Annotated in this window: 21 protein-coding genes; 16 read left to right on the forward strand and 5 right to left on the reverse strand. The window is 40.6% G+C overall.

The features are described from left to right. Positions 1-528 carry a MotA/TolQ/ExbB proton channel family protein gene (locus L1272_RS08010; RefSeq protein WP_235373160.1) on the reverse strand — a complete coding sequence of 176 codons (528 nt, stop codon included), beginning with the start codon at positions 526-528 and terminating at the stop codon, positions 1-3. A gap of 179 nt (positions 529-707) precedes the next feature. On the opposite strand from L1272_RS08010, the gene L1272_RS08015 reads away from it, so the two are divergent. Further along, on the forward strand, positions 708-2888 hold the full coding sequence (locus L1272_RS08015; RefSeq protein WP_235373161.1) for a TonB-dependent hemoglobin/transferrin/lactoferrin family receptor: 2181 nt from the start codon (positions 708-710) through the stop codon (positions 2886-2888). Positions 2889-2937: 49 nt separating this feature from the next. Here L1272_RS08015 and L1272_RS08020 read toward each other — a convergent pair whose 3' ends face one another. After that, positions 2938-3873: an AraC family transcriptional regulator gene (locus L1272_RS08020; RefSeq protein ID WP_235373162.1), complete on the reverse strand. Its 936-nt coding sequence runs from the start codon at positions 3871-3873 to the stop codon at positions 2938-2940. A 97-nt stretch (positions 3874-3970) separates the two neighbouring features. Here L1272_RS08020 and L1272_RS08025 point away from each other — a divergent pair, with 97 nt between their 5' ends. The 12 genes from L1272_RS08025 to L1272_RS08080 all read left to right on the forward strand — a co-directional run bounded on the left by L1272_RS08025 (position 3971) and on the right by L1272_RS08080 (position 15477). Next, entirely contained in the window at positions 3971-4291 is a 321-nt protein-coding gene (locus tag L1272_RS08025; protein WP_054553946.1) for a DUF962 domain-containing protein, read from the forward strand. A gap of 9 nt (positions 4292-4300) precedes the next feature. Then, positions 4301-5050 (forward strand): class II aldolase/adducin family protein, encoded by a 750-nt coding sequence (locus L1272_RS08030; RefSeq protein WP_206004254.1) that lies wholly within the window; start codon positions 4301-4303, stop codon positions 5048-5050. Between the two features lie 9 nt (positions 5051-5059). Next, positions 5060-5947 carry a bile acid:sodium symporter family protein gene (locus L1272_RS08035; RefSeq protein ID WP_235373163.1) on the forward strand — a complete coding sequence of 296 codons (888 nt, stop codon included), beginning with the start codon at positions 5060-5062 and terminating at the stop codon, positions 5945-5947. A 222-nt stretch (positions 5948-6169) separates the two neighbouring features. Further along, on the forward strand, positions 6170-7087 hold the full coding sequence (locus L1272_RS08040; RefSeq protein WP_138599411.1) for a sensor domain-containing protein: 918 nt from the start codon (positions 6170-6172) through the stop codon (positions 7085-7087). 19 nt (positions 7088-7106) lie between these two features. Continuing rightward, positions 7107-7526 carry a DUF1801 domain-containing protein gene (locus L1272_RS08045; protein ID WP_235373164.1) on the forward strand — a complete coding sequence of 140 codons (420 nt, stop codon included), beginning with the start codon at positions 7107-7109 and terminating at the stop codon, positions 7524-7526. 171 nt (positions 7527-7697) lie between these two features. Then, a complete protein-coding gene (locus L1272_RS08050; protein ID WP_130052753.1) occupies positions 7698-8651 on the forward strand; it encodes an SPFH domain-containing protein in 954 nt (317 codons plus the stop codon). An 8-nt stretch (positions 8652-8659) separates the two neighbouring features. Then, positions 8660-9112 (forward strand): NfeD family protein, encoded by a 453-nt coding sequence (locus L1272_RS08055; RefSeq protein ID WP_235373165.1) that lies wholly within the window; start codon positions 8660-8662, stop codon positions 9110-9112. Positions 9113-9215: 103 nt separating this feature from the next. Continuing rightward, on the forward strand, positions 9216-10052 hold the full coding sequence (locus L1272_RS08060) for a patatin-like phospholipase family protein (RefSeq protein ID WP_054553952.1): 837 nt from the start codon (positions 9216-9218) through the stop codon (positions 10050-10052). Positions 10053-10140: 88 nt separating this feature from the next. Continuing rightward, a complete protein-coding gene (locus L1272_RS08065; protein ID WP_235373166.1) occupies positions 10141-12339 on the forward strand; it encodes a carbohydrate-binding family V/XII in 2199 nt (732 codons plus the stop codon). A gap of 194 nt (positions 12340-12533) precedes the next feature. Then, complete coding sequence (locus tag L1272_RS08070; RefSeq protein WP_054553954.1) at positions 12534-14159, forward strand: methyl-accepting chemotaxis protein; 1626 nt, start codon at positions 12534-12536, stop codon at positions 14157-14159. A gap of 38 nt (positions 14160-14197) precedes the next feature. Next, positions 14198-15004 carry a substrate-binding periplasmic protein gene (locus L1272_RS08075; RefSeq protein WP_054553955.1) on the forward strand — a complete coding sequence of 269 codons (807 nt, stop codon included), beginning with the start codon at positions 14198-14200 and terminating at the stop codon, positions 15002-15004. A gap of 2 nt (positions 15005-15006) precedes the next feature. Then, positions 15007-15477: a DM13 domain-containing protein gene (locus L1272_RS08080; protein WP_138618337.1), complete on the forward strand. Its 471-nt coding sequence runs from the start codon at positions 15007-15009 to the stop codon at positions 15475-15477. Positions 15478-15565: 88 nt separating this feature from the next. Here L1272_RS08080 and ahpF read toward each other — a convergent pair whose 3' ends face one another. The 3 genes from ahpF to L1272_RS08095 all read right to left on the reverse strand — a co-directional run bounded on the left by ahpF (position 15566) and on the right by L1272_RS08095 (position 18582). Next, entirely contained in the window at positions 15566-17146 is a 1581-nt protein-coding gene (ahpF, locus tag L1272_RS08085) for an alkyl hydroperoxide reductase subunit F (RefSeq protein WP_235373167.1), read from the reverse strand. Between the two features lie 155 nt (positions 17147-17301). After that, complete coding sequence (gene ahpC / locus L1272_RS08090) at positions 17302-17871, reverse strand: alkyl hydroperoxide reductase subunit C (protein ID WP_235373168.1); 570 nt, start codon at positions 17869-17871, stop codon at positions 17302-17304. Positions 17872-18078: 207 nt separating this feature from the next. Further along, positions 18079-18582: a 2,4'-dihydroxyacetophenone dioxygenase family protein gene (locus L1272_RS08095; RefSeq protein ID WP_054553959.1), complete on the reverse strand. Its 504-nt coding sequence runs from the start codon at positions 18580-18582 to the stop codon at positions 18079-18081. 141 nt (positions 18583-18723) lie between these two features. On the opposite strand from L1272_RS08095, the gene L1272_RS08100 reads away from it, so the two are divergent. The 3 genes from L1272_RS08100 to L1272_RS08110 all read left to right on the forward strand — a co-directional run bounded on the left by L1272_RS08100 (position 18724) and on the right by L1272_RS08110 (position 21872). Beyond that, positions 18724-19743: an AraC family transcriptional regulator gene (locus L1272_RS08100; RefSeq protein WP_235373169.1), complete on the forward strand. Its 1020-nt coding sequence runs from the start codon at positions 18724-18726 to the stop codon at positions 19741-19743. A 92-nt stretch (positions 19744-19835) separates the two neighbouring features. Continuing rightward, on the forward strand, positions 19836-21374 hold the full coding sequence (locus L1272_RS08105; protein ID WP_235373170.1) for an AMP-binding protein: 1539 nt from the start codon (positions 19836-19838) through the stop codon (positions 21372-21374). Positions 21375-21452: 78 nt separating this feature from the next. Further along, complete coding sequence (locus tag L1272_RS08110) at positions 21453-21872, forward strand: DUF3429 domain-containing protein (RefSeq protein ID WP_138618328.1); 420 nt, start codon at positions 21453-21455, stop codon at positions 21870-21872. Positions 21873-21894: the final 22 nt, after the last annotated feature.

Here is a 21894-nt window from a genome sequence, read left to right on the forward strand (position 1 = left end):
TTATTGCCCTCTTAATTTACGAATATTGATAAGTTCTTGAGCGCACCAACGTTTTTTAACCGAAGCTGGCCAAAACGTTAGGGTCGAAATAACCAAGCCCCAAATAACCGCTGCAAAGGCAATGATTAAATTTTCGCTGATCCCCTGAATGTTGCCATCGGCAAGGGCTTTTAATGCAGGTCCCATTGGGATCATCGTCGCAATTAGACCAAGCATAGGTGCGATACGGGTAACAACTCTAAGTACTTCTAGTTGTTTTAACGCAAACACTTCAAGCTCATCCTCAGATGCAGTTGGATTCGCTACATAGTAATTATGGACATAAAAGCCTCTGTAATTCGTGGCCGTTTTAGTATCGATATCTCGCTGATACGCAAGCTGATTTCTTCTTCTGATTAGATATTCAGATACAAACCTCCCTGCTGCGAAAAACGCATAAACAAAGAGCACTACAATCACTAAAATCACAGGTGCCATTAGAAGAGCTGACACATCAGCCATAAGTTGTTCGATTATTTGGATATTCACATTATTGCCCCAGTAAATTTGACGAGCTCAAATGTACGTGAAAACACACACCATTACAATAATGCAAATAGGAACAATTTGCATTTATATTGATCTTTATAAAAATAGGCGTATTATTCTGGCAAAAATTAAACAGTTCTCTGTACACAAATAATATAAAGCTCCTAAGGAAACCAATAATGCGCCTAGCTAAAACACATTCTTTACGCATTTTAATCGCTGCGACTCTTGCAGCTTCTGCAACACCTACCATTGCCGATGAATCAATCAAAGCTGACGATTTAGAAGTAATTGTTGTTAGTGGCTCGCGTACTGAAAAACCATTAAAAGATGTTGCTGCGAGTATTTCTGTAATCACAAATGACGATATTGAAAAACAAGTTGTCACTGATATGAGTCAATTATTCTTATATGACCCAAGTATTCAGGTAACTGGCCGTGTTGGCGGTGCACAAAACATTCAAGTACGAGGTATGGGTTCTGATCGTATTCTGATGATTAAAGACGGCATGCGAATGAACGAAGGCTACGGTGCAAACGGCTTGAACGATATTGTGGGTCGTGGCTTTATTGATACCGATACTTTAAAGCAAGTTGAAGTAGCAAAGGGTGCTGCATCTTCGCTTTATGGCTCTGATGCACTGGGCGGAATCGTGGTGTTTACAACTAAAGATGCAAGCGACTATTTACAAGACGGTGAGCAGTTTGGCGGCCGTGTGAAATTAGGTTACAGCGACTTAGATGATCAAACCAGTTTAGGTGCAACACTTTATGCTCAGCATGGTAACTTTGATCACCTATTAAGTGTAACCGCTCGTGATGGCGAGGAAGAGCAAAATAAACACCAAAGCAATGCGCCATTCGAAATTGATTCACAAAGCCTTCTTTACAAACTTAAATACAACATAAACGATAAAGATTACATTAACTTCTCTGCTGATCTGTGGCGCCAAGATGTCAATGGCGACAGTGCTGATGGCCTACTTACCTATTTCCGTGGCTTAGCAGAATATGGCTACAATATTGCCACCGAAAACACGCAAACCGAAAAAGATAGCGACTCATATCGCTTTAGTTACAACAATAATTCAGCCAATCGCTTATGGGATAGCGCTCAGTTTAACCTTTACTACACTAATAACCGCCAAGACGACCAAGAATATGCGTTATTAGACATCAATGCGCCAATGTTTGGTACCGTTGAAATGCGTGACATGTGGAAAACAGGCACCTACGAGCAAACAACCTATGGCCTGATCTCCCATGCTAGTAAAGCCTTAAACAAACAACACACTCTTGGTTATGGTATTGATGTTGAAACAACCGAAAGCTTACGCACTGTGCATGAATATCGTGAAGTTGAAGGCGAAACAACCAAAGACGATACCACCAATAAGTTCCCTAAAAATGATACTCTTCGTGCTGGTTTATTCATCAATGACGAAATCTCATTACTCAACGACAAACTGGTTGTAACGCCAGGTGTTCGTTTTGATTATTACAGTATGGATCCAAACGGCGCTTTAAAAACAGATGGTGAAGAATACGCTAAAATTGATGAAAGCAACCTCTCATTTAATTTAGGTGGCTTATATTATATCAATGATATGTTGAGCGCTTATGCGCAATACGGGCAAGGCTTTAAAGTACCTGCTTATGACCTAGCTTACATTGAGCATTATAACCAACCTACCGCTGAATACATTTATGAAGTATTACCTGCGGATGATTTAGATCCAGAGAAAAGCGATACTTTCGAGCTTGGTTTACGTGGCCACATAGGCGATTTTACGGTTACAGCAGCGGTATTCCACAATAAGTTTGATGACTTTTTAGCAACCGAATTAATAGATCGTGAAACTGTATTTAATGACGACGGCTCATTTGGATATATCCACGATAAATATCAGTATCAGAACATTGACTCAGTAACCATCAAAGGCGCAGAGTTTTCAACAACTTACTATGCAACAGATGCTATTTCTGTGTTTTTGAATGCAAGTTATCAAGACGGTAAAAATGACGAAACCGATGAATACATCAGCTCAATCAACCCTCTATCAGGTAACTTGGGTGTTAGCTTCCAAGGTGAAACATTGGGTAGTGATTTAATCGTGAACTTTGCTAAAAAAATGACCAAAGTGAACGAAGGCAATTACGAAACACCAGGCTATGGTACGGTTGATTGGTTAGCACGAGCAAGCTTTGGTCAAGCTAATCTAAACTTAGCTATTCGCAACTTGTTCGACAAAACTTATTATCAGCATGGCAGCCTTGCGAACCACTCTGCATCAGATAGCTTAGAAGGGCTCGAAAGTTCTGGTCGTAGTATTTCTGCAAGCATTAGTTATAGCTTCTAATTAGTTTTTAAAACCTTGTCGAGTGCAGCAATGCACTCGACTTATGGCATTAATTTTTTTGCCTGTACACTTTTGGCGACATGCCATACCAGCGATGAAATGCACTAATTTCAGAGTAGCCACATAAAAAGGCTATTTCTGTGACTGATAAGTCTGTTTCGTTTAACAATGACACACTTTTTAGCTGTCTTAATCTTGCCAATTCTTTACTAAAATTTGTGCCCTCTTTTGCAAGACGCCGTTGCAACGTTTTTTCACTCATATTAAGTGCTTTTGCCATTGCTTTATTGGTGGTTTGGCCTTGAATTAAATGCTCTTCAAGTAAAATTCTCAGCACCTGCGTCACATTCGTTTGCGTCACCAGTTTCATCTGGCTTGATAACACAGGTTCACTATCGGTATTTTCGCTAAAAAATAGGCTATGGGTCGTAGCGCCGTATTCAATTTTGCAATTAAAGTGCGCATTAATCTCACTATGAGGCTCTTTACGTTGCAAGCAAATTCGCGTTGGGTGCCAATCTTTTCCCTTCACAGTGCGCGCTATTTTCACACAAAACGCCATGGGTGCCTCGTAGCTTAGCAGTGACATATCCCGCTCACCATCACTAAAGTTAAAGCGAAGTTCATACTCACTACCGTGATCGATTAGAGACACATTATGTGTATCGCCCATCAATTTTTGATAACGCAATATCAGCCGAAAAGCACTCAATAGCTGTGTTGACTGAATAATAGCCATACCTACTACCGGAATAGCCCGTACATTCATGTTACTGCCAACATAAAGACCTAAATGCGTGTTTGGTAACATCGCTTGCGCCTGCTTCCAAAGCTTACTGACACTCGCTTGCGGGTATCGGGCTGTTTGGCTACTTAATTCTGCTAAAGGAATATTTGCCGCTGCAAACAACTCATTAATCGGTAAGCCCTGCCATTTAAACGACTCAGCCATAGCACGAAGCCACCAGCTTGATAAGGTTCTCATGCGCGTCCTAAACAAACAATTTAATGACCTATACTATCAAGTAAATAAAAGAATAAAAGCCTATTGTTAACCTGTAATTAACAACGGAGACAACAATATGGGCACTGTAGCAAGTAAACGCGAGTTCGCGAGCTTTAAAGAGTTTTACCCTTACTACTTACAAGAACATAAAAATAAAGTCTGTCGACGCTTACACTTCTTTGGCAGTTGGGTTGTTTTGGCTATTTTGTTTACCGCTATTTATCAGCAGCAATATAGCTGGTTAATTTTATGCCCTGTTGTGGGCTATGGCTTTGCTTGGGTTGGTCATTTCTTTTTTGAGAAAAATCGCCCCGCTACTTTTACACACCCTTTTTATAGCTTTATTGGTGATTGGGTGATGTTTAAAGACATTATTATTCGCAAAGTACCATTTTAGGAAAACACCATGACCATGAAACACACAGTATCAGAACAAGAATGGCAAGCCCGTGTTGAGCTCGCTGCCGCGTATCGCCTAGTGGCTTTATATGGCTGGGATGATTTAATTTTTACCCATATTTCAATGCGCGTTCCCGGCACAGACAACGAGTTTTTGATAAACCCGTATGGCATGATGTTTCACGAAATTACCGCATCAAGTCTTATCAAAGTAGATCAACAATGTAATAAGCTGCATGACAGCGAATACCCAGTTAATCCTGCGGGGTTTAATATTCATAGCTGTATTCATATGGCGCGTGATGATGCCCATTGCGTTATTCACACCCACTCACTCAATGGCACGGCAGTGTCTGCCAACAAAGACGGCTTATTGCCTATCTCTCAGCAAGCTGTTGTTGTGCACTCAGGTCTGGGTTATCACGACTACGAAGGCATTGCTCTTAATCCTGCAGAACAAGACCGTTTAGTGAATGACCTAGGTTCTAATAACTTTTTAATGCTACGTAATCATGGCCTATTAACTGTGGGTAAAACGGTCGCTGATGCATTTTTGTTTATGTATGTTTTTGAAGCTGCATGTGCTGTACAAACTCGTACTTCACAAAATACCGAGCACCTCGTACAAGTACCTAGCGCGATTATTGAGGGTATCAAAGGGCAAACTGAAGTTGCTACGAAGGGATTGGGTGGCGCAATCGCTTGGCCTGCCCTGCTGCGCTTACTCGACAATAAAAGTCCAGGTTACGATCAATAAGGATACACCATGCAAATTGATATCATGACTAAAATAGTGCTGCCTTTAGCACTATTTATCATCATGTTTGGCATGGGGTTAGGGCTTAAAAAGCAAGACTTTGGGGCGTTATTTATTAGCCCCAAAGCACTTTCAATAGGCTTAAGCTGCCAACTACTGTTATTGCCAAGCGTTGCGTTTTTAATAGCAATGAGTTTTACCCTAACCCCTGAGCTCGCTATAGGCCTGATCTTAGTGGCTTGCTGCCCGGGTGGTGTGACTTCAAATCTCTATACCTATTTATTCAAAGGGGATGTTGCGCTATCAATAAGTCTAAGAACGCTAGCTACATTTATCTCACCGTTTACCTTGCCACTAATTATGCATTTTGCCATGCAAACATTGAGTGTGCCGGGCCACGAATTCGCTTTGCCAGTGATTAAAACCATAGTGCAAATGCTAATGATAACGGTACTTCCTGTTTGCTTAGGAATGGTATTTAATTACTTTAAACCCCATTTGAGCTTGAAAATAGAACCCTTTATTCGTCGTTTTTCGAGTGTATTCTTAATTGTGATAGTACTTAGCATTATTCATAAAAATGCTGACCAAATGCTGAGCTTTTTTGCGACCAGTGGCATTGCAACGCTGACATTAAACCTCAGCACGCTGTTACTTGGGCTGTTTTTTGCAAAAATATCGGGCTTAGATCACAAGCAACAAATGAGCATTGCGGTTGAAGTTGGACTACAAAATGGCACCCTTGCCATTTTAATTGCGAGCACCTTAATCAACAATGCAGCTATGGCCATTCCTGGTGCAACATATAGCTTATCTATGTTCGTAACGGGCTATATATTTTGTCGCTTATTTAGCGCGCATCATACAAAGCACCTTGCCATTCTCAACAAAGCTTAAAAGCCAAAAGTGATGACTAAAAACAAGGATGTTTTTAGCATGAAGAGCACATCCCCCAAAAGTAATAACAAAGTTCATCAACCATCTTAACTAATAACTTTCTATTTATTTTTCAAAACTATACCTAAATTATTAGTTGTGAGATTAACACTGTGGTCAGTCTTGTTTAATAGCATTTTTTCATTCACTATCAATTTATGGCTTGTCATATAAGGACATATTGTGGCCGAACTTACTAACACTAAATTGCCTGTCCATATTGCTGAATTAAAGTTTGCACTTGATAACGTACCTGCATACGTTTATATAAAAAACGAACTATCCCATTATGTATATGCTAATAAACTTACACTCAGTCTACTGGCGTGCACAGAACAGGAACTTCAATTCAAAAGCGATAAAGATTTCTTTGCGCTTAATGATGTTAAGAAACTAGCTAAAATCGATTCGCGTGTGATCAAAGGAGAGCGCACCCGAGAAGAAGTGGAGTTAAATTTCCCTGATGGAAACAAATATATTTTTTGGGAAGTAAAAACTCCAATTTTTTGTGACACAGAGCCAAATAAGGTTATTGGGATTTTAGGTATTTCGACAGATATTACTGAACGAAAACAACTTGAAAAACAGCTCCTCTATGATGCATCTACAGATCCTTTAACAAAACTCTTAAACCGCCGATATTTTTATTCTCGCCTATCACTTGCGTTACAAGTTAGTAAACAAGACCTAAACTATGGTGCTGTCATCTTTATCGATCTTAACAAGTTTAAAGAGTTAAACGACCAATATGGTCATCTCATTGGAGATGCATACCTTATAGAAGTTGCTAACAGGATGAAAGCGGTCGTTCGCGACAAAGACTGTTTAGCGCGCATCGGCGGGGATGAATTCGTAATCATGCTTGAAAGGCTTGGCCGTGATGAACAAGCCGCCAAAAAAAACGCTCATCGTGTTGCCGATAAACTACAATCAGCAATTGAAACCCAATTTATATACCAAAATGTCAATTACTTCGGCTCTGCGAGTGTTGGGGTTACTATGTTTTTTGGAACTCAAAAATCGGCCAATGAAATTGTCGCACAAGCTGACCAAAAAATGTACCTTATAAAACGAACTTTGCCTCACCATGCTAATTGTTAGTTTTTAGGACAAAAATTTAATGAGCGAATTAAAAACACAACCCAATGATGCCAATGTAGATACATTTATTAGCCGTATTGAACATCCAACCAGAAAGGCAGATGCAAACGTGTTACTCGAACTATTTAGTAAAGTAACCAAACAAACTCCCGTCATGTGGGGCGACTCAATCATCGGTTTTGGTAACTACAGTTATCGCAACTCAAAAGGTGAATACAACTGGTTGATGACTGGCTTTTCGCCGCGAAAAAGCAATTTAACCCTATATATAATGCAAGGATTTAGCACTTACAGCGATGAACTTTTAACGCTAGGCAAAATAAAGCACGCTAAATCTTGCCTTTACATTAATAAGCTCAGCGATATAGATCTAAATGCGCTTGAGCAATTTCTAATTAAAGTTGTGGCAGATATGCGAGCAAAGTACCAATGTAGTTAATGACTATAAACTGCTTAAAATCTATCTATCTGATGTCTAGTTTTCTGAATGTAGTGACATATGCTGTTACTATTACTCGCTAATTTAGCCTTATAAATCATTGGCGCAGGTTGCTTTGTGGTGGTAATCTGAGCAGTGAAAAATAATTTTAATTGTATCTAAGGAAAGTACATGGATCCCATTTCTAGCATTTTAGACCTGTTGTTAAATGTAGAAGTCTTTCTTCTAATTTTTGTTTTAGTGCTTCTTAAAAGCAGCGTTAAATTTGTACCACAAAACCGTGCTTGGTTAATCGAACGTTTTGGTAAATACCATTCAACCAAAGAAGCGGGCTTAAACTTTATTGTGCCATTTATTGACCGTATTGCCGCTGATCGCAGTTTAAAAGAACAAGCGCAAGATGTACCTTCGCAGTCTGCGATCACGAAAGATAATATCTCGCTCATCGTCGATGGTGTGCTGTATTTCCGTGTGCTTGACCCTTATAAAGCCACGTATGGTGTTGATGACTATGTGTTTGCGGTTACTCAACTATCACAAACAACAATGCGCTCTGAGCTTGGCAAAATGGAGCTAGATAAAACCTTTGAAGAGCGCGACATGTTAAACACCAACATAGTTACCGCGATTAACCAAGCTTCTGAGCCTTGGGGTATTCAGGTTTTACGTTACGAGATTAAAGATATTGTGCCACCTAACTCTGTCATGGAAGCGATGGAAGCACAAATGAAAGCAGAACGTGTAAAACGTGCACAAATTTTAGAATCAGAAGGTGATCGTCAGTCTGCTATCAATGTGGCAGAAGGTAAAAAGCAAGCCCAAGTCCTTGCAGCAGAAGCTGAAAAAGCCGAGCAAATTTTACGCGCTGAAGGTGAAGCAAAAGCGATTATCGCAGTTGCTGAAGCACAAGCTGATGCACTTCGTAAAGTAGGTGAAGCCGCCGATACAGAGCAAGGCCAAAAAGCAATTCAACTTGACCTTGCTACTAAAGCTATTGCTGCTAAAGAGGCCATTGCCCGTGAGTCATCTGTAGTATTACTGCCAGAGAGTGGCACAGATGCAAGCTCGCTTGTAGCTCAAGGCATGTCTATTATTAACTCTTTGAATAAAAAGCAACAAAGTTAGGTGAGCTAATGGCATTTTTAGATACCCATTTAGCCGAAGCACTGATGATTATAGGTGTTATCGCGCTCATTGTTGAAGTTGCTGTACTAGGTATGAGTACTTATGTATTACTGTTTTTAGGCTTATCTTTATTTGCCAGTGGCTTACTAATGAATATAGGTCTACTTGATACGAGTTACACTACCGCGCTTTGGAGCAATATCGTGTTTACTCTTGGTTTTGCACTCGTGCTTTGGAAACCACTCAAACGCATGCAAGATAAAACCGATACTAAGCCGATACATAGTGACTTTGCTGAGCTCACCTTTGTCGTTAACGCTGATGTGGATGATAAAGGATTAACCACGCATCAATATTCGGGTATTACATGGCAATTGAAAAGTCACTTTCCCATTGCGGCGGGTAGCACAGTAAAAGTCACCGATAAACAAGTCGGTGTACTTTGGGTAGAGGCGGTGTAACTCTGCTTAGGCCAAACTTCACTTAGAGTCAAAACTCTATTTCGTTTTGTAACCGTGTTTGCTATGGTTAGAAGCATTCACGGTTACAAGCAAGGTTGCGAAAATGAACAATAACAGGGCTCTCGTTGTAGAAGGTGGCGCAATGCGTGGTATTTTTGCCACTGGCGTACTGGATTCTTTTATTCAAGCTAATTACCAACCTTTTACTCAATGCTATGGTGTTTCTGCCGGAGCCACTAACATTGCCGCTTATTTGTGTGCGCAATACAAACGTAACCATGCGGTGATCACCGATTACTCTTGCAGACCTGAGTTCATCGACTTTGTTCGTTTTATTAAAGGTGGCCACCTATTTGATTTAGACTGGCTGTGGCAAGAAACCATGCGTGATATTCGCCTTGATCTCGACACTTTCGAAAAACAAGCCAGTGAGTTTTATATTGTCACAACCAATATAAAAACTGGTCAGGCTGAGTATTTAAAAGCAAGTACAACACTTCTTGAAGAGCAATTAAAAGCCTCATGCGCACTACCCATTGCTTATCGAGAATTCCCCGTTATCGATAATTTACAACTCACTGATGGCGGCGTGGCAGATTCGATTCCAATTCGTAAAGCATACGAAATGGGCAATAAAGAAATCACCGTGATTTTATCTCAGCCTCTTGGCTATAAGAAAAAGCCTTCAAAAGCGCCATGGTTTGTTAAACGTCTTTATAAGAACACCCCGGCATTAGCAGAAGCCACCTTAAGACGTGCAGAAAATTACAATCAAAGTATTGATTTTATTGCCAACCCACCAAGCGATTGTAAAATTAATATTATTGCACCACCACCCGACTTTGCTGTTGGTCGAACAACGAAATCATTTGAAAAACTCAGTGCAGGCTATGAGATGGGCTTAAATGCGGGCTCGCAATTTTTAACTCAAGGCGCCTAAGCTAACGCTTTAAAAATAGGCGCTGTTTTCAAGCGTTTTCGATGCCATTGGCTATACTTTAAAGAGTTACGTTAGCCAAGGATTGACCATGAAACTCTTCCTACCTTTTATCACTGCCTTCAGGGTATTAATACTCTCTTCTTTATGTTTATGTTCATTTTTTAGCAAAGCTATTGAGTGGCCTCAACAAGTAAAAACAAACCAAGGCACACTCATTGTTTACCAGCCACAACCCGAGAAACTAAAGGGTAATACCTTAACAGCCCGTGCAGCAATGTCTTTTTCGCTTTCAGGCAATGATGCTGTGTTCGGCGTGTTTTGGTTTAGAGCTAAATTAGATACTGACCGCGAAAACGATACCGTCACCGTTCGCAATATAACAGTCACCGATGTACGCTGGCCTGAATCAAAAGATGCTGGAGAACAAAAATTTACTGCTGTCGTTAATGAAGCAATAAAAGCCAGCCAATTCGAAACCTCGCTTTCGCAACTCACCGCCAGCCTTGAAAGTGCAGAAGCAGCAGAGCAGAGTTTAACGCAATTAAAAACCGACCCTCCAACGATTATATTCAAAGAGCAACTGTCGGTACTGCTGAGTTTTGATGGTGAACCTAAGTTTAGTAAAGTTGAAAACAGCCAATATGAGCGTGCTTTAAATACCGCCATGACAGTGATTAAAGATAGCAAAAGTAAACTTTGTTATCTCACCGATGGGCAATTTTGGTATCAGGCAAAACAAGCCAAAGGGCCTTATGAATTCACTCAAACGCCACCTACCGAACTTGTAAAAATGCTCCCTAAAGATACTGAAAGTTCAGGTCTTAGTGCGCCACCAGCCATTGTTGTAGCCACTAAACCCACCGAACTTATTGCAACTGATGGCGCAGCTAAATGGAAAAGCTTAACCGGTGGCGAGCTCATGTATGTGTTTAACACTGAAACCCCTTGGCTACGTGAAATGCAAACGAATAACATGTATGTCTTGTTATCTGGGCGTTGGTATCGCGCAAAACAACAAACAGGCCCGTGGACATTTGTACGCGGCGACGAACTACCCGAAAGCTTTGCCAATATTCCACCTGAATCAGATTTAGCTGGTCTAAGAGTTTCAGTTGCCGGCACAGAAGAAGCTGACGAAGCTGTACTAGATGCAAAAGTGCCGCAAACAGCGGCTATCAGCCGTAAAGATACCAGTTTAACTGTGTACTATGATGGCAAACCTAAGTTTGAACGTATCCCGGGCACGCAAGTTTCTTATGCTATTAATACCGATGCACAAGTGCTGCAAATTAAAGGCAAATATTATGCAGTCGATAATGCGGTGTGGTTTAAGGCAGATTCCGCACAAGGGCCTTGGCTTGTTGCTGATAGCATTCCAAAAGACGACATAGCAAAAATTCCTCCAAGCTCCCCCGTTTACAACGTCACTTACGTCGAGATATACGAGTCAACTCCTGAGGTGGTGTATGTTGGTTATTACCCAGGTTACATGTGGTCATACCCTTATTATGGCGTGCCAGTGTATGGAACGGGTTGGTATTACCCGCCATACTGGGGCGGTGGCTACTACTACCCTCGCCCACCGACTTGGGGTTTTAATATTGGCTATAACAACTGGACAGGTTGGTCGTTTGGCTTGAGCTGGAGCAATGGCTTTTTGAATCTAGGTATGAATTGGCATGTCGGCTGGCCAACAAATTACCGACCTTATCATTGCTGTAATGGCTGGTATGGGGGTGGTTACCGCGGCCCAGTTTTTATTAACAATGGCAACATCAATATTGGTAACAAGATTAATGTCGGCCATAAACCTGGTCATCTTAATAAACAGCCAAGACATAACATTTATAAACGCGATAAAAGTAAATCTCGTTTAGCTTCAAAGCAGCAAGTGAAACGCGATTTAAAAACCGCCATCAGCCAACGCGATAAGGCAAACAACGTGTTTGCGGATAAAAATGGAAACGTGCTCAAGCATGATGCCGATAAATGGCAACAGCGTGTTGAGGGAAAATGGCAAACATTACCTTCTGATAAACAGCAACAAATCAAAGATCGGGCACAAAACATTGACCGCCAGCAAGTGCAAAATAAATTGCAAAGCATAGATAAAAGTAAAGCGAAACAAACATTACAGCAGCGTCAGCATATGCAAAACAGGCAGCAAAATCGTATACAGCAATTAAATCGCGCGAACAGAGCACGTCAGCAAGGTATGCAGCGTCAACAAATGCGCCGCAATACACAAAGACAGATACCAAGGCAAATGCCTAATCGCGGCCATTAATGTAAAAATAGGAACAAAACAAAGCCAACGTGAAAATTGGCTTTGTTGCCTACAATATAAAGGCTGCATATGGTGACTTTACTAACTAAATGAGGTCTATCAAAAGAAAAACCCATCAAACAATTGCAAAAACTTGCTTAAAACCATTTCTCTATTAGTTTTAATAATAAGTCCCTACAAAAGTTTGCTCGCTCATGTTAAATAACTACACTGTTCGTACGAGATTAGCTGTCTTAGCTTTGTTACCAGTTGCTGTTTTTGTGATCACATCTATTTTCACGATGTCGATGATGTCTAATATGGTCAAAGGAATTGATAGTTTGTATAGAGACAGAGTACTTCCGTTAGAGCAAATAAAAACAGTATCGGACAATTACGCTGTTAACATTGTTGATTTATTTCATAAATACCGCGCTGATCAAATCTCCAAAGCTGACTTTCTAGCCGCAGTTGAAAACGCAAAGAATGTTGCTGACAATAAATGGAAAAGCTATTTAGCAACAAAACTCACTTCCGAAGAACAACGCTTAGTTAATATTGTTGAAAAGAATCTCTCTGTAGTCGAAAGTGAACTTAGCAGGTTTTTAAACCAAGTTAACAGTAACCAGCTAAAAGCGATCCCTAATGAGGTGTTTGTAAAAGAACTTTACGACGTGTTTGATCCTCTCAGTGAAAGTTATCAAGGTCTGATTAATTTACAGATCAATGAAGCCAACAAATTTAAAAATGCGGCAGATAAAGACTTTTCCCAAGTCACTATCGCAATGACAGCTTCGATAACTATTTTAATTATTATCTTGTTGTTTATCGCTTTTGTTATTTATCGTTCTATTCACAACCCTCTGTTATCGCTGAGCGAAACAATAGGATCAATCTCTGAAAACGCTGATTTACGGCTCCGCGCAAAAACCCATGGTAATGATGAGATAGCTCAGGCAGCAAACCACTTTAACGCTATGATGGAGCGCATTCATGCTCTTGTAAATGATGTAACCAGCGCAACACTTACTCTCTCATCTGCCGCTGAGCAAATGAACTCAATTAGCGACCAAGTTGCCAGCACTGCCACTGAACAAGAACAACAATCGGCAATGATTGCTACTGCTATTACGCAAATGAGCAGTGCTATTGAACAAGTTGCAGCTAATGCGCTTGCGACTTCAGAAAAAGCCACCCACACAGATAAGACAGCGAAGCTTGGCCAACAGTCTGTACAAGAAAATATCGATGCAATTAACCACTTGTCGCATATAGTTAATACCAATACTCAACTTATCAATGAGTTAAATACACAATCAACAGATATCAACCAAGTGGTAATGATGATTCAAGGGGTTGCTGAACAAACCAATTTACTTGCGTTAAATGCGGCCATTGAAGCAGCACGCGCAGGTGAGTCGGGTCGCGGTTTCGCTGTGGTGGCTGATGAAGTAAGGCAACTTGCGCACAACACGCAAAAAGCCACAGCGAGTATTAACGAAATGATCAGTAAACTACAAGCAATGGCGCAGCAAGCAGTGACCGCCATGGGCAATGCCGACGAAAGTGCTAAACAAAGTGTTGAATACGCAGAACGCTCATCACAATTACTGACTGAAATCACTCAAGAAATGGCACTTATTGCCGATATGAACAACGAAGTTTCTACCGCAACAGATGAGCAAACAATCGTTGCCAACGAACTTAGTTGTAATATCAATGAATTTAGCAGTAGTATTTCACTAGTTAGCGAAAGCTCGCAGCAAAACGCTCAAGCAAGTCAAGAATTAGCTTCATTAGCGTCGCGATTACAGCAACAGGTCCATGTATTCAAAGTATGATGGGCAACTGATTACTTTGCACACAGAGAACCTTATAAATGACTACAATTTGGCGCCTGTTTTTATTATTTTTAGCTTTGCATTGTTCTTACGCAATCGCGCAAAGTCAAATTGTAATCCAACTTGCTAAACCTATTTATACTGATGCAGTCAAACAGCAGTACATTCATAAAATACTTACGAAAAGCTTTGCCGCGGTAAATGCTGATATTATCATCCGATATGATTCGCAACCAATGAATGATAAACGAATAGTAGAGCAACTTAGCCACAACAAAGCTATAACTCTCGCCTGGCTGTCTTTACCTTCTCAGTTAAGTAATACCTTAGTAAAAACAACTATTCCTATTTATAAAGGCTTACACGGTAAGCGGCTACTAATTATTCATAAAAAAGAGCAACTAAAATTTAAAGCTATCAAAAACTTGGAACAATTAAGACCGCTACTTGCTGTGCAACAACAAAGCTGGTCAGATTATGATGTGCTAAAAGCAAATGGTTTATCTGTAAATGGAGAGCTTGATTACGCAGGAATGGTCAAAGCACTTGAAAGTGGTCTAGCAGATTACTTTCCTCGTTCTGCATTAGCAATAGGTGTAGAACTTCAGCGACTACAACAAACAAACTTTGTCATTGCGCCAGACATTATGTTGCAATACCCCAATGACTATTACTTTTACTTAAGTAAAGAAAATCAAAATATTAGGGATTTGCTAGAACAAGGCATGCAAAAGATACAGCAATCGGGTGAACTTGAGCAGCTTTATTTACAACACTTTGGTGATGTTGAAAAGCAATTTTCTTTAAGTCAACGCCACATCATAAACTTAAAAAATAGGGAATAATAATGCTAAAAGCACTGTTAATTTTCATCATAGCATTGGCTATTTTTGCTGCGGGCTTTATGGCTGGGATATACAGTTTGCCAATTTTAACTGAGCAACCAGCCCCTGAAATCAAGACTCTTGAACAACATCAAACGAGAGCTCTGTTTAGTGCAGAGTTTAAACCTGATCTTAAAGGCTCAGATCGCCTTCATTATGGTGATGGTATGGTGTATCTAACGAATGATGCTATTTCAATGCAAGGCACGTTATCACCAGGGCCTGACTATCAACTTTATCTGTCGCGAAACTTTATTGATAACGAAACCGATTTTTTAGCACAAAAAGGCACCATGCAGCGTGTTGCAGGGGTGCGTTCGTTCAACGGCTTTAAATTAGTTGTGCCACAAGGTATTGATGTCAGCGATTACAATACTGTGATTATTTGGTGTGAAAGTTTTGAGGAATTTATAACTGCAGCACAGTATCAGTAGCTGGATGAATAAAAACAAAGCCGCCTTTGGAGAGGGCGGCTTTAAAGCGGCAGCTATGGGTGTGAGCTGCCTAATCAAGAGTCGCTAATTAAGCTGCATCTTCGGTGTTTTGAATCTCATCGCTGTGGCGAATTAGGTAATCAAATGCACCTAAACTTGCCGTTGCACCACTGCCCATGGCAATAATGATTTGCTTAAACGGCGTTGTTGTTGCATCACCTGCCGCGTAAACACCCGGTAATGATGTTGCACCTTTGCTGTCTATTTCGATTTCGCCAAAGCGAGTCAGTGCTAATTCTGAACCTTTTAACCATTCAGTGTTTGGCACCAAGCCGATTTGCACAAAGATACCTGCAAGCTCAAGTGATTTTTCATCGCCAGAGATGCGGTCAATATAGCTTAAGCCTGTTACTCGTTTACCATCACCAACAACTTCTGTTGTTTGCGCGTTTTTGATAATCGTAATGTTGTTTAAGCTATTTGCTTTGCGAATAAGTACTTCGTCAGCACGTAAGGTATCAGCAAATTCGAGCACAGTGACATGCTCTACAATGTTTGCAAGGTCGATTGCCGCTTCAATACCTGAGTTACCACCACCGATAACCGCAACCGCTTTACCTTTAAATAACGGGCCATCGCAGTGAGGGCAGTAAGCAACGCCATGACCGCGATACTCTTTTTCACCGGGTACATTCATTTCACGCCAGCGTGCACCAGTTGCTAATACCACTGACTTAGCATTTAACACCGCGCCATTTTCTAGCGTGATTTGGTAATTACCTTGTTTAGTAAGCGATGCCGCACGTTGGTTTTGCATCACATCTACGTCGTATTCTTTTACGTGTTCTTCAAGTTGAGCAACTAATTTAGGACCTTCGGTCGCTTTTACTGAGATAAAGTTTTCAATTGCTAACGTGTCTGAAACCTGACCACCAAAACGCTCTGCCACAACACCGGTATTTAAGCCTTTACGCGCCGAATAAATTGCCGCAGAAGCCCCTGCCGGACCACCACCAACAACAAGTACATCGAATAACTCTTTATCGTTCAGTGCTTCGGCTTGGCGTGCAGCCGCTTTGGTATCTACTTTATTTAGAATGTCGGTCAGGTTAACAGCGCCTTGGCTGAATAACTCTCCATTTAAGTACACAGCCGGTACTGCTAACACATTACGCTCGTTCACTTCGTCTTGGAACAAGGCGCCATCAATCATAGTCGCCGTAATATTTTCATTGTGTGCCGCCATCAAGTTAAGTGCTTGCACTACTTGCGGACATGTTTGACAACTTAATGAAATATATACTTCAAAGTTGAGTGGCCCAGGCAATGATTTAATTTGTTCAATTTCAGTCTCTGATGCCTTGCTTGGATGACCACCAGTGTGAAGAAGTGCAAGGATCAAGCTTGTGAATTCGTGGCCCATAGGCACACCCGCAAATGTGATTTGCGTATTGTTAATAGGTGAAGATACCACCATAGACGGACGACGTACGTCTTGGTTAGGGTTATCTCGCACCGAGAATTTGTCGCTTAACGATGCTAAATCGTTTGCTAAGTTTTTTAGTTCTGTTGATTTATTGCTGTCATCCAAGGCGATAAGCAGCTCAACAGGGCTGGTAATAGAAGCAAAGTGGCTTGTTAATTGGTTTTTGATATTCGTATCTAACATGGCTTAGCCCTTGAGTTCAGAATAAATAATCTAGAAAAATTTTAAATATAACTGCCCATCACCCGCTAATGTGCTTAATGTGAGTTGTGATGGGCAATTAGGGTTGCATTGAGATAGCAAAGCAAAGCTTTGCTATCGTTTAATGCTGTGGCAAATTAGATTTTGCCAACTAGGTCTAGTGAAGGAGCAAGTGTCTCTTCACCTGGCTGCCATGATGCAGGACATACTTCACCGTCGTGGTTAGCAATGTACTGTGCAGCTTGTACTTTACGTACTAACTCTTTCGCGCTACGGCCGATACCTAAGTCGTGAGTTTCGATTACTTTGATTTCGCCTTCAGAGTTCATTACGAATGTACCGCGAAGAGCAAGACCTTCGTCTTCAATCATCACACCGAAGTTACGAGTAATACGACCTGTAGGGTCACCAATCATTGGGAATTTGATTTTACCAATTGTGTCAGACGTATCGTGCCATGCTTTGTGAGTGAAGTGCGTGTCAGTTGATACTGAGTAAACCTCAACACCCATTTCTTGAAGCTGCTCGTAGTAATCAGCAACATCACCAAGCTCTGTAGGACATACGAAAGTAAAGTCAGCTGGGTAGAAGAAGAAGATTGACCACTTACCTAGCACGTCTTTTTCTGTTAGTTCTACAAAGTCACCGTTGTGGTAAGCTGTTGCATTGAATGGTTGTAGTTTTGTGTTAATTAATGAAGTGCTCATAATATTCCTCATTGATGTATTTAAAAAGTTTAATTAACGCAGCCTTGCGTCTGCTTGATTAATACAATAGAGGCCTGAGCGATTAAAATAAAATTGATTGTTTAGATTAAATTGATTTGTTTTTTAGATTGAAAGATTGGAAATAGCAAAAACTACAAAGCCCTCAATAACTTACGCAATCAAGGGCCTTCATTTCAGGGAATAAAATTACTTACTAAAACCGTATAAACTCTTTGGTTTTATGTAGTTAGGCTCAATTCCTTGCTCTTTTGCAGCTGCTAACATCACTTGTTCAATCCAACCTGCATCCATAATGTTCATATAGTTGCCATCAGGGTCAAAGTTAATATTGGCTCCCATTACTATCATAAAGGTATCGGTCACTTCAGTGTTGTCTGCTGGGACTTGAAATTGATGAATCGAACCGCCTGGTTCAAATAAATAGCTACCCGCTACTTGTAAATCGTCAGGGTACTCAGTGTAGTGCCAGCTGCCCGCCATGGTATATAAATGCACAACACCAGTGTGAAAGTGCTTTGGCAAAACTGTACCCGGTTCAAATAAAACGCGTAAAACCCATACCCCATTCTCAGAATCCAGCATGAGTGGATAAATGTGCACGCCTGGTAAAGCGTTTTTAATTAGCTTTTCATCATTGGTATGAATAGTGAGTAAAAAATCTTGATGATTAATAATATCTGGTAATGCCATGTGTGTGCCCTCTTTAATGCGTGTTAGTAAATCAGCGTATTGTTTACGTTAATACATTGTTAAACTTTACTGACCTGTATTACTTTACTTTGTACGCAATTTTTTTTACTTTTTACGCCAGAGCACAAAAAAGAGCATACTATGCCCCGATTAACACAAGCACCTGATCTAATTAGAGTATCTGCTCTACATGGCTATATTGAGCTGATCGAAAGCAAATTGGTGAACCCTGATATACTTTTATCACACGTTGGTTTAGACAGAAAAAAACTACAAGATGCCAATAGCTTTGTGCAGTATCAGCAACTCATTCAACTGTTAGAGACCACGGCGAAAGAACTAAACCTGCCCTATTTTGGGTTAGAATTAGGGCGTTGGCAAAGCTTGAACATTTTGGGCTCTGTTGGTTATTTGGTGGGTAATTGCGACACCCTTGAATTGGCACTTAAAAATTTAACTAAGTATTATCACATTCATCAAAATAGCGCTGATTTACTCCTTGAAGTAGACCAAAACTATGTAAAACTATCATTTTTAGTTCGTAGTAGCTTAAAAGTGAGTGTCTATCATGGCGCTGATCTAGCCCTGAGTGTTGGGGTTAATTTATTAAAGAAACTAACCGATGATCAAATAAAACTGCACCGTTTGGAACTTCCCCATAGTGGTAATGAAAATCCGAGTGTTTATCGCCAAGCATTAGGTCAAGTTCCTGTGTTTAATTGTGCACACACAGCAGTCGTGTTTGAAAAAAAATACCTTAAACTCGCTATTAAGAACTCAGATAAGCAGTTGTTTTCTATACTCAGCCAACAGCTTGGGCTGATTCAAAACACCAAACGTGAAAATATCTCAGATCATGTTGAAGTGATGATCAAGCAGTACTTACTACACGAGGAGTTTGGGGTAAACCTTGTAGCCGAAAAGTTATCGATGAGTACCCGTAGCTTACAGCGCCACTTAACAAAGCATGGCACAACGTTTCGTGAATTAGTCGATGATGTACGCTGTCATTTGGCACATCAATATTTAATTGAATCTAGCCTCACTTTATCAAACATATCAGATATCTTGAGCTTTTCTAATTACAGCGAATTTACTCGATCTTTTAAACGTTGGTATGGTATTCCACCTAGAGATTACCGCAAGTTTCATTCCCATTAATGGCGTAAAAAGTCAAAAACAAGTCGTTTAAAGCTAAGTTTCACGTTAACAAATTGTATATATTCATTAGTCAAACAAGCTAAGGAATAACCATGAACACACATGATAACCTCACGCAATTAATTGAGCATAGTTGTAAGACTTATGCTGACTTTCCTGCCTACACAAGTGTGGGAAGAACATTCACTTTTTCTCAAGTAGAACAACAATCTCGCTATTTAGCCCAGTGGTTTCAACAGCAAAGTGGTCTTGTTGCAGGAGACAGAATTGCTATTCAACTACCTAATATTGTTGATTACCCTATCGTAACTTATGCAGCATTTCGTGCAGGATTAATCGTAGTCAATACCAACCCGCTTTATACTGCCCGTGAAATGCTACACCAGTTTAATGATGCAGATGTAAAAGCCATTGTTATTCTTGATGCCCTTAGCGAAAAATTAGCAACAATTATTAATGATACATCCATTAAAACCGTTATTGTTGCAGCCGCTTTAGCTGAGCCAGCATTACAAGAGAATCAATTTTCGTTAAACGAACTCATTCGCCAAGGTGAAAGACTTGCCCCTCTTGACGCTCATCAAGCAAGTCGTGACGATATTGCTGTTTTACAATACACCGGCGGTACCACAGGAGTTGCCAAAGCAGCGATGCTTAGTCATGGCAACATCTTAGCCAATGCCGAGCAAATGAATGAGCGCTTTGACAACATTTTAACGCCTGGTCAAGAAACCGGTATTTGCCCGCTTCCGCTTTATCATATATACGCCTTTACGGTGAACATGGTTAGCTTATTTGCCATGGGGCAGTTTAATGTACTTATTCCAAACCCTCGTGATTTAGATGCCTTAGTTAAGCAAATCGAACCTTTTGATATTAATTACTTTTCAGGGATTAACACCTTGTTTATTGGTCTGTGTATGCACCCAAGGTTTAGGGCACTGAATTTTTCAAACCTAAAAATGACCGTGTCAGGAGGAGCAGCTTTAACGCATGCTGCAGCTGATGCGTGGATGAGCACCACAGGTTGTACAATCACAGAAGGCTATGGCTTATCAGAAACCTCGCCTGTTGTGACATTAAACGATTTTCAAAATGAAGAAATTGGCAGCATTGGCCTCCCACTATCAAACACCACCGTGGAAATTTGGGATGAAAACGACGAGCCCGTTGCAGACGGTGAGTCTGGCGAGATAGTTGTTAAAGGCCCGCAAGTAATGATGGGCTACTGGCAACGCCAAGATGAAACCGATAAATGCATGAAACGTGGTTTTTTCAAAACCGGTGATGTGGGTCTGAAGCTACCAAGTGGTAATTACAAAATTGTAGACCGATTAAAAGACATGATTATTGTCTCTGGTTTTAACGTGTACCCTAACGAAGTTGAAAACATACTTTGTCAGCATCCGGCTATCTGCGAAGCGGCTGTTATTGGTGCAAAAGATGAAAAAACCGGTGAGCGTGTGTGTGCCTACATTACTTTAAAAGAGCAGGTTGATGAACAACAAGTGAGTGACTACTGCCGCGAAAACTTAAGTGCTTATAAGGTGCCTAAATCAATCATTTTTATGGAACAATTGCCTAAATCGACGGTTGGCAAAATTCTACGTCGAGAGTTACGTCAGCAATAAAGCGATCGTTTTAGCCGCCTAACTGGTATAAAATAACTACGAGTTATTTTATACCAGTTAGGTAGTTTAAAGGTCATTATGGAAAAGTTTATTAATCACATTCAACTTGGTTACTTAGGTTTACTGCCTTTTTTAGGCTGTGTAGGCTGGCCGCTTATAGCAGGTAGTAATGCTGTTAACTTAGACTTTTTCACTTTTTATAGCATCGCCATTTTAGCCTTTATGGCTGGTAATTTATGGCATGCAGGCCAGCAAACGCATGCTGATGCCATTAAAGCAATTATTCCTATCTTACCGATTGGTTTTTTAAGCTTTTTACCGTCAAGCTGGATACTGGCTTGGCTTGCTGCGAGCTTTTGGCTCGTGCTGTTGTTTGAGAAAAGCACACCGCAGTGGCAAACCTATCACGTTGATTATCAAAAAATGCGATTCGTTTTAACCTCGGTTGTGTTTGTATGCCACATATTTGTAATTGGCATGAGTATCTATCCTGAGTAGCCCTTTTCTTGCGTTTGCGGTA

Source organism: Pseudoalteromonas sp. PAST1, assembly GCF_021532515.1.
Taxonomy (GTDB): Bacteria; Pseudomonadota; Gammaproteobacteria; order Enterobacterales; family Alteromonadaceae; genus Pseudoalteromonas; species Pseudoalteromonas simplex.

Bases quoted from the DNA above. Each gene is read 5' to 3' on its own strand.
- L1272_RS08095 (WP_054553959.1), bottom strand. From the start codon at position 18,582: ATGGCATTACCAGATATTATTAATCATCAAGATTTTTTACTCACTATT.
- ahpF (WP_235373167.1), bottom strand. From the start codon at position 17,146: ATGTTAGATACGAATATCAAAAACCAATTAACAAGCCACTTTGCTTCT.
- L1272_RS08050 (WP_130052753.1), top strand. From the start codon at position 7,698: ATGGATCCCATTTCTAGCATTTTAGACCTGTTGTTAAATGTAGAAGTC.
- L1272_RS08020 (WP_235373162.1), bottom strand. From the start codon at position 3,873: ATGAGAACCTTATCAAGCTGGTGGCTTCGTGCTATGGCTGAGTCGTTT.
- L1272_RS08025 (WP_054553946.1), top strand. From the start codon at position 3,971: ATGGGCACTGTAGCAAGTAAACGCGAGTTCGCGAGCTTTAAAGAGTTT.
- L1272_RS08070 (WP_054553954.1), top strand. From the start codon at position 12,534: ATGTTAAATAACTACACTGTTCGTACGAGATTAGCTGTCTTAGCTTTG.
- L1272_RS08060 (WP_054553952.1), top strand. From the start codon at position 9,216: ATGAACAATAACAGGGCTCTCGTTGTAGAAGGTGGCGCAATGCGTGGT.
- L1272_RS08075 (WP_054553955.1), top strand. From the start codon at position 14,198: ATGACTACAATTTGGCGCCTGTTTTTATTATTTTTAGCTTTGCATTGT.
- L1272_RS08035 (WP_235373163.1), top strand. From the start codon at position 5,060: ATGCAAATTGATATCATGACTAAAATAGTGCTGCCTTTAGCACTATTT.
- L1272_RS08030 (WP_206004254.1), top strand. From the start codon at position 4,301: ATGACCATGAAACACACAGTATCAGAACAAGAATGGCAAGCCCGTGTT.
- L1272_RS08105 (WP_235373170.1), top strand. From the start codon at position 19,836: ATGAACACACATGATAACCTCACGCAATTAATTGAGCATAGTTGTAAG.
- L1272_RS08065 (WP_235373166.1), top strand. From the start codon at position 10,141: ATGAAACTCTTCCTACCTTTTATCACTGCCTTCAGGGTATTAATACTC.
- ahpC (WP_235373168.1), bottom strand. From the start codon at position 17,871: ATGAGCACTTCATTAATTAACACAAAACTACAACCATTCAATGCAACA.
- L1272_RS08045 (WP_235373164.1), top strand. From the start codon at position 7,107: ATGAGCGAATTAAAAACACAACCCAATGATGCCAATGTAGATACATTT.
- L1272_RS08015 (WP_235373161.1), top strand. From the start codon at position 708: ATGCGCCTAGCTAAAACACATTCTTTACGCATTTTAATCGCTGCGACT.
- L1272_RS08055 (WP_235373165.1), top strand. From the start codon at position 8,660: ATGGCATTTTTAGATACCCATTTAGCCGAAGCACTGATGATTATAGGT.
- L1272_RS08110 (WP_138618328.1), top strand. From the start codon at position 21,453: ATGGAAAAGTTTATTAATCACATTCAACTTGGTTACTTAGGTTTACTG.
- L1272_RS08080 (WP_138618337.1), top strand. From the start codon at position 15,007: ATGCTAAAAGCACTGTTAATTTTCATCATAGCATTGGCTATTTTTGCT.
- L1272_RS08100 (WP_235373169.1), top strand. From the start codon at position 18,724: ATGCCCCGATTAACACAAGCACCTGATCTAATTAGAGTATCTGCTCTA.